This is a genomic window from Pacificoceanicola algae, assembly GCF_049341065.1.
GTDB lineage: Bacteria > Pseudomonadota > Alphaproteobacteria > Rhodobacterales > Rhodobacteraceae > Pacificoceanicola.
In genome coordinates, this window is sequence record NZ_JBMPIX010000023.1 from 1 (window position 1) to 15,005 (window position 15,005).

Genomic DNA, 15,005 nt, shown 5'->3' on the forward strand with positions numbered 1-15,005 from the left:
ACCACCCAAAACCCGCAAGCAGTTTTTTGAAGAAATCAAAAGATTTCTGAAAATCTCAAAATTACATATATATTTCATATGGTTAACGTCAGAATTTTTGTGCAGTTTAGCGCAACCAGGACTTGAGAACGCCGCACTGCAGCATCCATGGGGAAAGTGCCCTTGGGTCACGTCCAGGCAGGTGACTCGTTTGGCGCGACTCGTCCCTGGATCGGCACCGCTTTCACGCTCTGTTCGCTTTTATCGCCCCCTGCCCCGGGGACCATTGATCATCTCCAGATCGGCTCCGGCCCAGTTCAGATTCACCGCCAGAGCCCTCCCCGAAGACAAGGCACAAAAAAAGGGCCCCGATGGGACCCTTTAGGTTCGCTGATAAGGCTCACTGTTTATCACCGCCCGTTTTGAGTTTTTTGCCTGCGGCCTTATCCGCGTCAGGAGCGCGCGCACGCGCCCCGAAAATCGCAGTGGGGTCGACGGTGACGGCCCCCCACTGCCTTCTCGCTCAGCTACAGCCCGAAGTGGACCCGCAGGTGTTGCACTTCATGCATGTGCCGTTGCGCACCAGCGTGTAGTTGCCACACTCGCCGCAGGCCTCGCCTTCGTAGCCCTGCATCTTGGCCTTGGTGCGGTCGTCCATGGTCATGGACGCGCTGGCAATCGCCACGGTCGATGTCGCGGCAGCCGCCACTCCGGTTTCGGGAACCAATGTGCTGAGCGCCTGCACCGGGTCGGTGCCGGTCTGACCAAAGGCGACTGCCCCGGCCTGACCACCCTGAAGGACGATCAGCTCCTGCGGAAGACGCTTGCGCAGGTAGCCCGTCGAGCTGATCTGCTTGAGCACCTCCAGCGACCGCGAGGCGGCGCTATCCGAAAGCTCCTTGACGTTGGACACGCCTTCTTCTTCGCCGCGACCCAGATCATCGAAGGAGGCCCCTTCGGGTTTCACATGGGCCAGATCGGTGCGGTCCAGATAGGACACGGCCAGTTCGCGGAAGATATAGTCAAGGATCGAGGTCGCATTCTTGATGCTGTCGTTACCCTGAACCATCCCTGCCGGTTCGAACTTGGTGAAGGTGAAGGCATCGACGAATTCTTCCAGCGGCACGCCGTATTGCAGACCAACCGACACAGCGATGGCAAAGTTGTTCATCATCGCGCGGAAGCCAGCGCCTTCCTTGTGCATGTCGATAAAGATCTCGCCGAGCGAGCCGCCTTCATATTCACCCGTCCGCAAATACACCTTGTGCCCGCCGACGATGGCTTTTTGGGTATAGCCCTTGCGGCGTTCCGGCATTTTGGTGCGCTGCGATTTGATGACCTCCTTGATCACCACCTTCTCGACGATCTTCTCGGCCAGGACCTGTGCCTTTTCCTGCATCGAGCCGCTTTCGAGCACTTCGCGTGCATCGTCATCGTCCTCAACCAGCGCGGCGGCCAACGGTTGCGACAGCTTCGATCCGTCACGGTACAGCGCGTTGGCCTTCACCCCAAGGCTCCAGGACAGCTCGTAAGCCTTCTGGCAATCCTCGATGCTGGCATCGTTCGCCATGTTGATCGTTTTGGAGATCGCCCCCGAGATAAACGACTGCGCGGCGGCCATCATGGTGATGTGGCTGTTGACGGACAGGTAACGCTTGCCCTTCTTGCCGCAGGCGTTGGCGCAATCGAATACGTTCAGATGCTCGTCCTTGAGATGCGGCGCGCCTTCCAGCGTCATGGTCCCACAAACATGGTCATTGGCGGCGTCGACGTCGGCGCGGCTAAAGCCAAGGTGCTTGAGCATGTCAAAGGTTGGATCGTTCAGTTTTTCAGTGGGAATGCCCAGCGTCTCGCGGCAGAACTCCTCGCCCAGCGTCCACTGGTTAAAGACAAAGCGGATGTCAAAGGCGGTGGCCAGCGCGGCCTCGATCTTTTCGATCTGCGCCGGACCAAAGCCGTGGCCGATCAGCGAGGTGTGGTTGATGCCCGGTGCGTTGCCCAGTGTCTGGTGACCGACGGCATAGCCGATGATCTCTTCGATCTGTGCCGATCCATAGCCGAGCTTTTCCAAAGCCGCGGGCACGGACTGGTTGATGATCTTGAAGTACCCGCCACCGGCCAGTTTCTTGAACTTCACCAAGGCAAAGTCCGGCTCGATCCCGGTGGTGTCGCAATCCATGACCAGACCGATGGTGCCGGTCGGGGCGATCACGCTGGTCTGGGCGTTGCGGTAGCCATGCTTCTTGCCCAGCTCCAGCGCTTCGTCCCATGCGCCCATGGCCAGCTCGATCAGGTCGGCGTCGGGGCAATTGGCGTGATCCAGCGGCACCGGCTTGACGGCAAGCTCTTCGTAGCCGGTGGTTGCGCCATAGGCGGCGTTGCGGTGGTTGCGGATGACGCGCAGCATGTGGCTGCTGTTCTTCTCGTACTTGGAGAAAGCGCCCAACTCGCCCGCCATCTCGGCCGAGGTGGCATAGGCAACGCCAGTCATGATCGCGGTCAGCGCGGCGCAAAGCGCGCGGCCTTCGTCGCTGTCATAACCATAGCCCATGTTCATCAGCAACCCGCCGATGTTGGCATAGCCAAGGCCCAGCGTGCGGTAGTCATAAGACCGTTGCGCGATCTCCTGGCTGGGGAACTGCGCCATAGTCACGCTGATTTCCAGCGTCAGGGTCCAAAGGCGCGTGGCGTGCATATAGCTTTCCGCGTCAAACTTGCCGCCCTTGAGGAAGGTCAGCAGGTTCATCGAGGCAAGGTTGCAGGCGGTGTCGTCAAGGAACATGTATTCCGAGCAGGGGTTCGATCCACGGATCTCGCCATCGGTCGGGCAAGTGTGCCAGGCGTTGACAGTGTCGTGGAACTGGATGCCCGGATCGGCACAGGCCCATGCGGCGTGACCGACGTTTTCCCACAGATCGCGCGCCTTGACCGTCTTGGCGACCGAGCCGTCGGTGCGCCGGATCAGTTCCCAGTCCTTGTCTTCACGCACAGCCTGCAAGAAGGCATCGGTGACACGGATCGAGTTGTTCGAGTTCTGGCCCGAAACCGAGGCATAGGCCTCCGAGTCCCAATCGGTGTCGTAGGTCGGGAATTCGATGCTGGCATAGCCCTGCCGCGCATAATCAAGCACCCGCTTGATATAAGTCTCGGGGATCATCACGCCCTTGGCGGCGCGGATCGCGCCCTTGAGCGCCTCGTTCTTTTTGGGATCATATGCGTCGTTTTCTGCACCGTCCCACAGTTTGATCGCCTCAAAAATCCCGTTCAGCATCTTTTCGTGCATCTTCGAGCCAGCGACAATCGAAGCCACTTTCTGCTCTTCCAGGACCTTCCAGTTGATGAATTCCTCGATGTCAGGGTGGTCGACATCACAGATTACCATCTTGGCGGCGCGGCGCGTGGTGCCGCCCGACTTGATGGCGCCCGCAGCGCGGTCACCGATCTTGAGAAAACCCATCAGACCCGAGGATTTGCCACCGCCCGACAGCGGCTCGTTCGCGGCGCGCAAAGACGAAAAGTTGGTGCCGGTGCCCGAGCCGTATTTGAACAGACGCGCTTCGCGGACCCAAAGGTCCATGATGCCGCCGTCGCCAACCAGATCGTCCTTGACGGACTGGATAAAGCAGGCGTGGGGTTGCGGGTGTTCATAAGCGCTGGTCGACTTGGTCAGCTCGCCGGATTTGAAATCGACATAGTAATGGCCCTGCCCCGGTCCATCGATGCCATAGGCCCAATGCAGGCCGGTGTTGAACCACTGCGGCGAATTCGGAGCGGCCATCTGGGTGGCAAGCATCACGCGCATTTCGTCGAAATAGGCATGGGCGTCGGCTTCGGTGGTGAAATACCCACCCTTCCAGCCCCAATAGGTCCATGCGCCTGCAAGACGGTCGAACACTTGTTTGGCGCTGGTCTCGCCGGTGCGCTCGGTGGTTTTCGAAGCGGGGACGGAACGCCACAGGAATTCAGGCACGCCCTTTTCCTTGACCTTCTTCAGCTGCGTGGGGACACCGGCCTTGCGGAAATATTTCTGTGCGATCACATCGCTGGCAACCTGGCTCCACTTCGCGGGAACTTCGAGGTTTTCCTGCTTGAAAACAGTTGTCCCATCAGGATTGCGGATCTCCGACGTGGTCGTCGTGAATTCGATCGCCGCGTATGCGTCCTGCCCTGCTTTGGTGAATTTTCTTTCGATTTTCATCCGAGCTGCCCCGTTGCCTAGTTAAGTGTCCCATGTACCAAGTGCCGAGCAGTGGGGGTCTGTAGGCAAAGAAGGACCGCGACCCGCCTGTAATTGCGTGCCCTGAAAGCTGTAGCTCTCTTGAGGTTCTCCCTGCCGGCCCTTGGCGCCACCACTACATGTAGTGGCCCTCCCGTTCGACCTGCACAAAATGGCGCAAATCTTAGCGGATCGTCAACGAGTTTTTTGGCGGATCGAGCATATATTTAGTGTTGACGGACAGCGCGCCTACTAGGGCCTGTGGTTATCCCCGATTCATTCACAAGATGGCCAAAAGCCGGACAATCAACAAAGCCGAGATTTTCGCAGCTGTTTCCGGAAGTTATCCACAAGCGTTAATAAGTGTGAACAAGCCTGGGAATTTGTGCGAAGAAAAAGCATAGCACCCATATGTTGTGGCCAGATGACAACGCTCAAGGATTTCAATCAGCGAATCTGTCCCGGATGCAGGCAAAGACTCGGCCCGCCGCACAAGGCGCAGGCATTTTCACTTTCCCTTGGAAGGGAAGCCCATCTCGCGGATGCAAACCGCTATATATGTTGGAGTGGTCGGGGCGGCGAGATTCGAACTCACGACCTTCTGTACCCAAAACAGACGCGCTACCAGGCTGCGCCACGCCCCGACTGCGCCTCCTTTAGCGACAAGTCACCGCCAAGAAAAGGGCAATTTCATTCACAGGGCCATGCAGCGTCCGAAATTGTCGGATGCCGCAGTTCTGTCCCGGCCGTGATGCCCATTTGTGCCGCCAGACCACCGTTGATCTCAAGCACGTACTGAATCATGCCGCCGCCTTCGATGGCGGTCAGATCGCCCGGAATCGCGTTTTCGTGCACCTTTTGGACAACGCCGTGTTCGTCGGCAAAGATCATGTCCAGCGGGATCAAAGTGTTTTTCATCCAGAATGCCACGGGTTGCGCCGAATTATAGGCGAACAGCATCCCGCGGCTGCTGGGCATGTCCTCGACAAACATCAGCCCCTGGGCGCGTTCCGCTGGCTCGTCCGCCACATCAACTGTAAAGCGGACCTTGCCGAAATCGCCGCGCAACCAGACGGAATCATCGCTGCATAAACCACCAGCCATCGCCGGGGCTGCAAAGAGCCCCGACAAAATGGTCAGCGCGACAAGGCGGATTCCCATGCAAATACCTCCATCGCCATCCGGCCGCGGCGGCCATCGACCACCCGAATGGCCAAAGCCTCACCCGGTTGCAGGTCAGCCAGACCCGAGCGCCGCAGCACCTCGATATGAATGAAGATATCTTCCGGCTTGCCGAAGATATTGGCAAATCCAAAGCCCTTCGCCTTGTCGAACCATTTGACGCGTGCCGGTTCCAGCGGCGCATTCGCCATGGTTTCGCTGTCGATATCTTCAAAATCGGCCAAAGGCACGCCTTCGCTGCCTTCCGGCGGCTCGATCTGATAGACCTCGGTTGCCTGCACACCACGCTCGGTGCGCTGCACGCCAATATCGATCCGGGCCCCATCCGCGACAGAGCTTTGCCCGAAATTACGCAGCACGTTGGCATGCAACAAAATATCCGCGCCTCCCTCGTCGGAGATCACGAATCCGAACCCCTTTACCGGGTCAAACCACTTTACCTTGCCGTTGACCCGCTCTTCTGCGTTGTCCTGTTGTCCCAAAACCTATTTCCAGTGTCTTTGAGTGACGTATCCCAATTCAGTAATCGCGCATTCCACTGGGGTAGTTCAACCTGTCCGAAAGAGCATTTTTGTGTCACCAACTCCCTCTATGAGCGAAATTGCGCCCATGCATGTAGATGTTTTCAAGGGTTTAAACGCGCGATCTCCCATTCTCCCTTGACGCCAACACGCGTCCAACGGAATCGATCATGCAACCGAAATGCGCCATCAGCCCAGAATTCAATTTCCAAAGGATTTATGCGAAATCCACCCCAAAAAGGCGGCCGCGATGGGTTTGGCCCATGTTTTGCGGTGACTTTCGCAACCTCAGCCATAAGCGCCGCACGTGAGGACAGCGGCTGCGATTGCTCCGAGGCCCATGCCCCCAATCTACTTTTGAGAGAGCGCGAGGCGTAATACTCATCCGCTTTTGGCCCTTCCTCGCGCTCTACCAGACCGCGAACCCGAATTTGGCGGCGCAGCGATTTCCAATGCATGACGAAAGCCGCCTTTCCCGCCTGTTCGATCTCTTGCGCCTTGGCGCTGCCGTAGTTCGTGTAAAAGACAAAAGCCTGCGCCTCGATCTCTTTCAAAAGTACCATGCGGGCATTCGGCAAACCGTTGGCATCCACCGTGGACAGAGCAATGGCATTGGGATCATTGATTTCCGTTGCCTCGGCCTCGGCCAACCACGCACGGGCAATCGCAAAAGGATCATCCCCCGCAAAGATACCGCTTCTGTCGCTCATGTCCTGTCTCCTTGGCAGTGGCCCCCTGCCCGCAATGATGAATGCAGGCTTGATGGCCCGGGGGGGATCGCCTAAACGACCTTTAACGGATTATCTGGGTGGAGAAGGCAACTATGTCAAACGGGTTGATGGCGGGAAAACGCGGTCTCATCATGGGGCTGGCAAACGATAAGTCGATCGCCTGGGGCATCGCAAAGGCCTGTGCAGACGCCGGTGCCGAGCTTGCCTTTTCCTATCAGGGCGAAGCCTTGATGAAGCGCGTCGGCCCGCTGGCCGCGCAATTGGGCAGCGACATCGTTCTGCCCTGCGACGTGGCCGATGGCGCGTCGATCGACAGCCTTTTTGCCGCGCTGGGTGAAAAATGGGACAATCTGGACTTCATCGTCCACGCCATCGGCTTTTCAGACAAGAACGAATTGCGCGGTCGCTACGTGGATACGTCCAGGGACAACTTCACAATGACCATGGATATTTCGGTCTATAGCTTCACGGCCGTGATGCAGCGCGCGGAAAAGATGATGAAGAATGGCGGCAGCGCCGTCACCCTCACCTATTACGGCGCCGAGCGTATCATGCCGCATTACAACGTCATGGGGGTGGCCAAGGCCGCGCTTGAGGCTTCGGTGCGGTATCTTGCCGAAGATCTGGGCAAGGACGGCATTCGCGTCAACGCCATCTCGGCCGGCCCGATCAAGACGCTGGCCGCGTCTGGCATCGGCGATTTCCGCTACATCATGAAGTGGAACGAATACAACTCGCCCCTGCGCCGCAACGTGACCACCGAAGACGTGGGCAAATCCGCGCTGTATCTGCTGTCCGATCTGGGCAGCGGCGTGACCGGCGAAACCCACCACGTTGATGCGGGCTATCACGTGGTCGGCATGAAGGCTGTTGACGCCCCGGACATCACCAAAGGATAAACCGCGATGGACTGGACCCACCTTCTGGCTTTCAACATCACGCTTCTGGCGGCGATGGCGATCCCGGGTCCGGCCCTTCTCTATGCACTGCGGCAATCCATTTCCGGCGGTTTTCTGACGGGCGCCGCCACAGGCGCAGGGCTTGGCCTGATGGCCGCGACATGGACCGGCGCGGCACTGCTTGGCCTTGAGGCCATCTTTGCCCTCGTCCCCTGGGCCTTTGCGCTGATGAAAATCGCAGGCGCTCTTTACCTGATCTGGATCGCTTACGGCCTGTGGCGCGACGCCCGCGCCCCCGTCGGCGACAGCGCGCGCCCCGGTGCCCGCGCCTTTTGGGGCGGCGTCCTTGTGAACCTGGCCAACCCCAAATCGGTGCTGTTTGCCGCTTCGGTCCTTGTGGTGATCTTTCCCCCGGACCTGCCTGTTGGCGCCAAAGCCATGATCGTCCTCAACCATTTCGCCGTGGAATGCTGCGTCTATGCTGCCTTCGCCGCGCTGTTGGCCACGCCTCCGGCACGCGCGGGCTATCTGCGCCTCAAACCCGTCATTGACCGCGCCGCCGGAGCCCTGCTGGGTTTGCTTGGCCTGCGCCTGCTATTCGACCGATAGGAGAGATCCCATGAACGACCGCCTGCCCCACGAAAAAGGCTTTCACGTCAGCTGGGACCAGCTGCACCGCGACGCACGTGCGCTGGCATGGCGCCTGCAGGGCAAAGGCCCAGACAATGGCGCCTGGCGCGCGGTGGTGGCGATCACCCGTGGCGGCATGGCCCCGGCGATGATCGTTGCGCGGGAATTGGACATTCGCACTGTCGATACGATCAGCGTAAAATCCTACAACCACCAAACCCAATCCGAACCGGTTGTCATCAAATCCCCGGATATGAACGTGATCGGCGACGGCACCGGCGTTCTGGTCGTGGATGATCTCGTCGATACCGGCCGCACGCTGGAAGTCGTGCGCAAACATATGCCCAATGCGCAGATCGCCACGGTTTACGCCAAACCCATGGGGCGCCCGCAGGTTGACACCTATATCACCGAGGTCAGCCAGGACACATGGATCTTCTTCCCATGGGATATGGCTTTGCAATACGTGAAACCCTACCACGGCGACGACGACTGACTGGCGTCTCCCAAATGCCCAGACCATCCCGCTAACGCCTGACATGCGATACAGGCGCCAATGGGGGTCTGGGGGGCATGCCCCCCAGATGTGAGAGCGGCCCGTCAGGGCCCCCTTTGGATCAATCCCGGTTCACGCCAGACCAGCTTTCAACGTCTCGCGCCAAGGCGTCGTGGGGCGACCGATCAGACGCGACAGGGTCCGGTCTTCGCTGAACAGCCCGCCTTCTGACGCCCCGCGATCACTGTCCGCCAACATCTGCGCCACAGGCTCCGGCAACCCGGCGCCAACCAGTGCGGCCGCATAGGCGTCCGCTGACATATCGACGTATGGCACCTGCTTGCCCGTCAGATCTGAAATTGCCGCCGCGAACTCGGTCAGGTTGTAACTGCCATCGCCAGCCAGTTCGTAAACCGTTCCGCTTTCAGGCAAATCTCCGCTCAGAACCGCCGCCGCAGCTTCTGCATAGTCCTGACGCGATGCGCTTGAAATCCGGCCTTCGCCCGCTGCGCCGATAAGCGCGCCATGCGCGACCGCCGCCCCTGCCCCCATCACGTAATTCTCGGTGTACCACCCGTTGCGCAAAACCGCGTAGCGCAGACCAGAGGCAGCCAGAGCGTCTTCGGTGGCCACGTGTTCGCCCGGCAGCACCGTCAAAGGTGAGGTCTTGGCCCCGAGGATCGAGGTGTAGGCGACAAAGTTCACACCGGCCGCCTTGGCGGCGCTGATCACATTGCGGTGTTGCTCGGCGCGTTGGCCAACCTCGCTGGAGGAGACCAGCAACAGCCGCTCGACACCCTCGAACGCGGCCTTCAATGCCTCTGGGTCGGTGTAGGACGCAACCTGCACCTCGATACCTTTGGCCTCAAGCGTGGCTGCCGCTTCGTCGCGGCGTACCAAACCGCCGATCTGGCGCGGCGCTTCGGTTTTCAACAGCGCCTCGATCACCTTGGCTCCCAGTTGGCCCGAGGCCCCTGTCACGAGATATTTCAATACCATCAGCTTGATCCTTTCCTTTGATGCAGGTCCCGAATCGGGATATGGTCTCGGATGTAGACCTGCCAAAGGTCTGCGTGAAGGAGGCACTTTTTCATGACCAGGGAACCTCGGGGTAACCCCCTCTTTGCGGATTGGCCAACCGGGCGCCCGGCCGAGCCCGGCGCCTGCCCGATCCGCGACGTGCTGGATCGTGTCGGGCAGAAGTGGACGCTGCTGATCCTGATTTCTCTCGAACGTGCGCCGCAACGGTTTTCCGCCTTGCAGCGCAGCGTGGGCGATATCTCCAAACGCATGCTCACCCAAACCCTGCGGGAACTGGAGCGCGACGGAATGATTTCGCGCACCGTTTATCCGACAAAACCGCCGTCGGTGGAATACGCCCTGACCGAACTTGGCCGCTCGTCCTTGCAGCCCATCGCAACCCTCAGCGATTGGGCAAGCGCGAACCACGATCGCATCCGCGCCGCCCGCGCGGCCTATGACGCCGCGGTCTGAGCTTTTCGTCGCTGCGCGGGCCTGTTAGCCTGCGCCAAACCCAGCCCGGAGAGCGCCATGACCACCCGCAGCCAAGCCACCTTCCCGCCCCCTATCCCCGAGGCAAGGCGCTGGCTCGATGGTGTTACCTTTTCGCCTGATCGGCCTTTGATCAACCTCAGCCAGGCTGCCCCGGTCGATCCGCCCCCACCGCAGCTGCGCCGGGCCATGGCCGAGGCAATGGAACGCGCCGAAACCCACCTTTATGGGCCGGTTCTGGGCAATGACGGATTGCGCGCCGCACTGGCCGCCAATTGGGCGCATCACTATGGCGGTTCGGTCGGGCCGGATCAGGTAGCCATCACCGCAGGCTGCAATCAGGCTTTTGCCGCGACCATCGCCGCGCTGACCACCGAAGGGGACGAGGTCATTCTGCCCGTTCCGTGGTACTTCAATCACAAGATGTGGCTGGACATGTCTGGCGTGACCGCGGTGCCTTTGACAAGCGGCCCGGACCTTATCCCAAGTGCCGAGGATGCCGCCGGGCTGATCACCGCGAGAACCCGCGCCATTGCGCTTGTCTCGCCGAACAACCCCGGAGGCGTGGAATATCCGCCTGAAACCCTGCGCGCGTTTTTCCAGCTTGCCCGCGAACAGGGCCTGCGCCTGATCCTTGATGAGACCTACCGTGATTTTCACAGCCAGCCCGGCGCACCACATGATCTTTTGACCACAAGTGACTGGGATAAAACGCTGATCCAGCTTTACAGCTTTTCCAAGTCCTACCGTCTGACTGGTCACCGCGCGGGTGCCATCATCGCGGACCCCGACCTGCTGCGCGAGATGGAAAAGTTTCAGGACACCGTCGCGATCTGCGCGCCGCAGATGGGCCAGATGGCCGCCGAATGGGGGCTGAGCAATCTAGCTGACTGGGTGGCCGAACAGCGCGACGAGATCCTCGCGCGGCGTCGCGCCATCGCCGACCATTTCCCGCAGCTTGAGGCAAAGGGCTGGAAGCTGCTCGGGCTTGGCGCATATTTCGCCTATATCGAACACCCGTTTGCCGAAACCTCGGCCCAGATTGCCCCGAAACTGGTGCGCGAGGCGGGGGTCCTTCTGCTGCCCGGTTCGATGTTTTTCCCGGACGGTGACCCCAGCGGTGACCGTCATTTCCGCGTCGCCTTTGCCAATACCGATGCCGCCGGTATCAAGGATTTTGTCGAACGGCTTGCGGTGCTGGACTGGCCCCTTGCAGCCCAGAAAGGTGCAGCGTAGACAAGGCCAGCCTAAGAACTCCGGGGAGAACCAAATGGCATCGAAACGCGGCGGAATGCCCAAATCTCTTGGTCTGATCTTGATCGGCATGCTCGTGGTTGGGCTTGGCGGCTTTGGCGTGACGAATTTCTCGGGCAATGTGCGCAAGATTGGCTCGGTCGGGGACGCAGATATTCCGGTCAGCGACTATGCCCGCGCCCTGCAGAACGAAATTCGCGCCGTCGAAGCGCAAGCCGGACAGCCCGTCAGTTTCCCGCAGGCACAGGCCATGGGTCTGCCGCAGCGCGTGCTGAGCCAGATGGTGGTCACTGCCGCGCTTGAAAGCGAAGCCGACACCCTTGGGATTTCCGTCGGCGACGAACGGCTGGCTGAAGAACTTTCCAATATCAATGCCTTCCACGGCCCCGATGGCAAGCTGGACCGCGTCGCCTATGCCGCCGCGCTGGAGCGTATCGACATGAGCGAACGCGACTTTGAGGAGCAGTTGCGCTCGCAAAGCGCCGCCACGCTGTTGCAGGGCGCGGTTCTGGCCGGGACGAAACTGCCTGACACCTATATCCACACACTGGCTGGCTATGCCGCCGAACGCCGCGCCTTTACCTGGGCTGAACTGGGCGCCGATGCGCTGACCACCGGTCTGCCCGTGCCGACCGAAGACGAGCTGACCGCATGGTACGAAGCGAATATCGACCGCTTCACTTTGCCCGAAACCAAGCAGATCACCTACGCTTGGGTGACGCCCGATATGATCGTCGATAGCGTCGAGGTCGACGAAGAAAGCCTGCGCGCCGCCTATGCCGAGCGTGAGGCCGAATTCAATATGCCGGAACGCCGCCTTGTCGAACGTCTGGTCTTTGCCGATGACGCCGAAGCGCAGGCCGCGCTTGAAAGGCTGACCTCAGGCGAGATCACCTTTGAAGCGCTTGTGCAGGAACGCGGCCTTGAACTGGCCGACACCGACATGGGCGACGTGAGCCGTGACGATCTGGACGGCGCCGCCGATGTGGTCTTTGCCGCCGAGGTGGGCGATATCGCTGGCCCCGCGCCGACGCCGCTTGGCCCGGCCTTGTTCCGGCTGAACGCGATCCTGCCTGCACATGAAACGACCTTTGAAGAGGCCGAGCCCGCCCTGCGTGACACGCTTGCGCTGGACCGCGCCCGCCGCGTGATTGACGGCATGGCGCAAAGCCTTGACGACGAACTGGCCGCTGGCGCCACACTGGAAGAGCTGGCCGACAGCACCGACCTGACGCTGGACCAGATCGGCTGGACCGCGCAAAGCAGCGAGGGCATCGCAGGCTATGACGCCTTCCGCGAGGCCGCGCAGGCGGTGACCGCCGATGATTATCCGAAGATTGACCAACTGGGCGATGGCGGCCTCTTTGCCATGCGACTTGAAGAGGTGCGCGAACCCGCTCCGCAACCTTTCGAGGATGTGCGCAATGCCGTGGTGGCGGGCTGGGAACACCAGGCCCAGACCGACGCGCTGGTCGAAGAGGCCAAGGCTCTTGCCGCGCAACTGTCCGAAGGCAAGACCTTTGAGGGCCTTGGCCTGACCGCCAAGACCGAAACCGGCCTGAACCGCAACGCTCAGGCCTCGGATATTCCAGCCGGTCTGGTGGCCGAAGCGTTCAAGCTGGAGCCGGGCGCCACCGCCGCCCTGCCCGGCGAAGGCACGGCTTTTGTCATGCGTCTGGACGAGGTGATCGCCGCCGATCTGGAAAGCGACGAGGTCAAGCAACTGACCCAGATTTTCGGGGATCAGGCCGCCAATGACGTGGCGCAAGACCTGTTTCAGGCGCTGTCCACCGATATCCAGCAACGTGCCGGGGTCACGATCGACCAGCAGGCGCTGAACGCCGTTCACGCGAACTTCCAGTAAGGCCCTGTTACGCTCATGTCCGCATTGACCCCGACTTTCGATGACTTCGCCAAAGGCTATCAAGCCGGGCAAAACCAGCTTTTGTACACGCGCCTTGCTGCCGATCTCGACACGCCTGTATCGCTGATGCTCAAGCTGACGGGGGCGGCCAAGGATGCCTTCATGCTCGAATCCGTGACCGGCGGTGAAGTGCGCGGACGCTATTCAATCATCGGGATGAAGCCGGACGTGGTCTGGACCTGCCACGGCACGCAGGCGCGCATCAACCGTCAGGCGCGCTTTGACCCGGAAGCCTTTGAAGATCAGTCAGACGATCCGCTGACCGCCCTGCGCGCCCTGATCGCCGAGTCGCGCATCGACTTGCCCGAGGATCTGCCGCAGGCCGCAGCGGGCCTGTTTGGCTATCTTGGCTATGACATGATCCGGCTGGTCGAACATCTGCCCAACGTGAACCCCGATCCGCTGGGCCTGCCCGACGCCATGTTGCAGCGCCCCTCGGTCATCGCGGTTCTGGACGGCGTGAAAGGCGAAGTCACCGTTGTCTCGCCCGCGTGGGTGCAGGACGGGCTGTCGTCCCGTGCGGCCTATGCGCAGGCCGCCGAACGTGTCATGGACGCGGTGCGCGATCTCGAACGCGCCCTGCCCGAGGCGACGCGCGATCTGGGCGATGCCGCCGATCTGGGCGAGCCTGTGTCGAACTTCACCCATCAGAGCTACAAGGACGCGGTCGAAACCGCCAAGGAATATATCCGCGCGGGTGACATCTTTCAGGTCGTACCCTCGCAGCGTTGGACCCAGGATTTCCCGCTGCCGCCGTTTTCGCTGTATCGATCCTTGCGGCGCACCAACCCGTCGCCCTTCATGTTCTATTTCAACTTTGGCGGCTTTCAGGTCATCGGCGCCAGCCCCGAGATTCTCGTGCGGGTCTTTGGCCGCGAAGTCACCATTCGCCCGATTGCCGGCACCCGTCCGCGCGGCGCAACGCCCGAGCAGGATCGCGCGCTTGAGGCCGATTTGCTGGCCGACAAGAAAGAACTGGCCGAACACCTCATGCTGCTGGATCTGGGCCGCAACGACACCGGCAAGGTTTCGAAAATCGGTACCGTGCGTCCGACCGAACAATTCATCATCGAACGCTACAGCCACGTGATGCACATCGTATCGAACGTGGTGGGCGAGTTAGCCGATGATCAGGACGCGCTGTCCGCCTTTTTCGCGGGGATGCCTGCTGGCACGGTCTCTGGGGCACCCAAGGTCCGCGCGATGGAGATCATCGACGAACTGGAGCCGGAAAAGCGCGGTGTCTACGGCGGCGGTGTCGGCTATTTCAGTGCGGGCGGCGATATGGATATGTGTATCGCCCTGCGCACCGCACTTGTGAAGGACCGCAAGCTTTATATTCAGGCCGGTGGCGGTGTGGTCTATGACAGCGACCCCGAAGCAGAATATCAGGAGACCGTTCACAAATCGAACGCCATCCGGCGCGCGGCCGCCGATGCGGCTCGGTTCACTGGAAACCGCAACAGCTGACAGCTGGTGCCCTCCGGATCGCAATCCAAGGGATCGGCCAAGATTTGCACACAAGGCTTAACTGATTCGAAATCTATGGCTTCGCCTTAGACGAGCAGGACGCAAAATTTTCTGAAAGTTCCGCTAAATTTCCCGGAAAAACCGTCAATTGACCTAAGATCATCTTTGATTTCAACCAAATTTTAACGAGC

Annotated in this window: 12 protein-coding genes and 1 tRNA gene; 7 read left to right on the forward strand and 6 right to left on the reverse strand. The window is 60.4% G+C overall.

What is annotated here, in order from left to right; translation table 11 throughout:
• Positions 1–502: 502 nt before the first annotated feature.
• The 5 genes from ACOYQJ_RS21500 to pdxH all read right to left on the reverse strand — a co-directional run bounded on the left by ACOYQJ_RS21500 (position 503) and on the right by pdxH (position 6,608).
• On the reverse strand, positions 503–4,177 hold the full coding sequence (locus ACOYQJ_RS21500) for a vitamin B12-dependent ribonucleotide reductase (protein ID WP_422908021.1): 3,675 nt from the start codon (positions 4,175–4,177) through the stop codon (positions 503–505).
• A 585-nt stretch (positions 4,178–4,762) separates the two neighbouring features.
• Positions 4,763–4,839: transfer RNA gene (locus ACOYQJ_RS21505), tRNA-Pro, on the reverse strand.
• A 46-nt stretch (positions 4,840–4,885) separates the two neighbouring features.
• Complete coding sequence (locus tag ACOYQJ_RS21510) at positions 4,886–5,356, reverse strand: DUF192 domain-containing protein (RefSeq protein WP_422908022.1); 471 nt, start codon at positions 5,354–5,356, stop codon at positions 4,886–4,888.
• A complete protein-coding gene (locus ACOYQJ_RS21515) occupies positions 5,332–5,859 on the reverse strand; it encodes a cold-shock protein (RefSeq protein ID WP_422908023.1) in 528 nt (175 codons plus the stop codon). Before ACOYQJ_RS21515 ends, ACOYQJ_RS21510 begins: the two co-directional genes overlap by 25 nt.
• 143 nt (positions 5,860–6,002) lie before the next feature.
• A complete protein-coding gene (gene pdxH, locus ACOYQJ_RS21520; protein ID WP_422908024.1) occupies positions 6,003–6,608 on the reverse strand; it encodes a pyridoxamine 5'-phosphate oxidase in 606 nt (201 codons plus the stop codon).
• Positions 6,609–6,721: 113 nt separating this feature from the next.
• On the opposite strand from pdxH, the gene fabI reads away from it, so the two are divergent.
• From fabI to gpt, 3 genes are read left to right on the forward strand one after another with little or no spacing between them, the layout of a single operon-like run.
• Positions 6,722–7,528 (forward strand): enoyl-ACP reductase FabI, encoded by an 807-nt coding sequence (gene fabI / locus ACOYQJ_RS21525; protein WP_422908025.1) that lies wholly within the window; start codon positions 6,722–6,724, stop codon positions 7,526–7,528.
• Between the two features lie 6 nt (positions 7,529–7,534).
• A complete protein-coding gene (locus tag ACOYQJ_RS21530; protein WP_422908026.1) occupies positions 7,535–8,137 on the forward strand; it encodes a LysE family translocator in 603 nt (200 codons plus the stop codon).
• A gap of 10 nt (positions 8,138–8,147) precedes the next feature.
• Positions 8,148–8,654: a xanthine phosphoribosyltransferase gene (gene gpt, locus ACOYQJ_RS21535; protein WP_422908027.1), complete on the forward strand. Its 507-nt coding sequence runs from the start codon at positions 8,148–8,150 to the stop codon at positions 8,652–8,654.
• Positions 8,655–8,786: 132 nt separating this feature from the next.
• Here the strand turns inward: gpt and ACOYQJ_RS21540 are convergent, their stop codons facing one another.
• Positions 8,787–9,653, reverse strand: a complete 867-nt coding sequence (locus tag ACOYQJ_RS21540; RefSeq protein ID WP_422908028.1) for an SDR family oxidoreductase — start codon at positions 9,651–9,653, stop codon at positions 8,787–8,789.
• Positions 9,654–9,746: 93 nt separating this feature from the next.
• Between ACOYQJ_RS21540 and ACOYQJ_RS21545 the strand changes: the two genes are divergently transcribed.
• The 4 genes from ACOYQJ_RS21545 to trpE are packed head-to-tail and all read left to right on the forward strand — an operon-like array spanning position 9,747 to position 14,814.
• Positions 9,747–10,148 (forward strand): winged helix-turn-helix transcriptional regulator, encoded by a 402-nt coding sequence (locus tag ACOYQJ_RS21545; RefSeq protein ID WP_422908029.1) that lies wholly within the window; start codon positions 9,747–9,749, stop codon positions 10,146–10,148.
• A gap of 57 nt (positions 10,149–10,205) precedes the next feature.
• Positions 10,206–11,402 carry an aminotransferase gene (locus tag ACOYQJ_RS21550; RefSeq protein WP_422908030.1) on the forward strand — a complete coding sequence of 399 codons (1,197 nt, stop codon included), beginning with the start codon at positions 10,206–10,208 and terminating at the stop codon, positions 11,400–11,402.
• A gap of 34 nt (positions 11,403–11,436) precedes the next feature.
• Positions 11,437–13,284, forward strand: coding sequence for a peptidyl-prolyl cis-trans isomerase (locus tag ACOYQJ_RS21555; RefSeq protein ID WP_422908031.1), 1,848 nt, complete (start codon positions 11,437–11,439; stop codon positions 13,282–13,284).
• 15 nt (positions 13,285–13,299) lie between these two features.
• Positions 13,300–14,814, forward strand: a complete 1,515-nt coding sequence (gene trpE, locus ACOYQJ_RS21560) for an anthranilate synthase component I (protein ID WP_422908032.1) — start codon at positions 13,300–13,302, stop codon at positions 14,812–14,814.
• The last annotated feature ends 191 nt before the right edge of the window (positions 14,815–15,005 follow it).

Excerpts from the sequence above, each read along its gene's own strand:
- ACOYQJ_RS21540 (WP_422908028.1), bottom strand. The coding sequence starts at position 9,653 with ATGGTATTGAAATATCTCGTGACAGGGGCCTCGGGCCAACTGGGAGCC.
- trpE (WP_422908032.1), top strand. The coding sequence starts at position 13,300 with ATGTCCGCATTGACCCCGACTTTCGATGACTTCGCCAAAGGCTATCAA.
- ACOYQJ_RS21500 (WP_422908021.1), bottom strand. The coding sequence starts at position 4,177 with ATGAAAATCGAAAGAAAATTCACCAAAGCAGGGCAGGACGCATACGCG.
- ACOYQJ_RS21545 (WP_422908029.1), top strand. The coding sequence starts at position 9,747 with ATGACCAGGGAACCTCGGGGTAACCCCCTCTTTGCGGATTGGCCAACC.
- gpt (WP_422908027.1), top strand. The coding sequence starts at position 8,148 with ATGAACGACCGCCTGCCCCACGAAAAAGGCTTTCACGTCAGCTGGGAC.
- ACOYQJ_RS21530 (WP_422908026.1), top strand. The coding sequence starts at position 7,535 with ATGGACTGGACCCACCTTCTGGCTTTCAACATCACGCTTCTGGCGGCG.
- ACOYQJ_RS21510 (WP_422908022.1), bottom strand. The coding sequence starts at position 5,356 with ATGGGAATCCGCCTTGTCGCGCTGACCATTTTGTCGGGGCTCTTTGCA.
- ACOYQJ_RS21550 (WP_422908030.1), top strand. The coding sequence starts at position 10,206 with ATGACCACCCGCAGCCAAGCCACCTTCCCGCCCCCTATCCCCGAGGCA.
- fabI (WP_422908025.1), top strand. The coding sequence starts at position 6,722 with ATGTCAAACGGGTTGATGGCGGGAAAACGCGGTCTCATCATGGGGCTG.
- pdxH (WP_422908024.1), bottom strand. The coding sequence starts at position 6,608 with ATGAGCGACAGAAGCGGTATCTTTGCGGGGGATGATCCTTTTGCGATT.
- ACOYQJ_RS21555 (WP_422908031.1), top strand. The coding sequence starts at position 11,437 with ATGGCATCGAAACGCGGCGGAATGCCCAAATCTCTTGGTCTGATCTTG.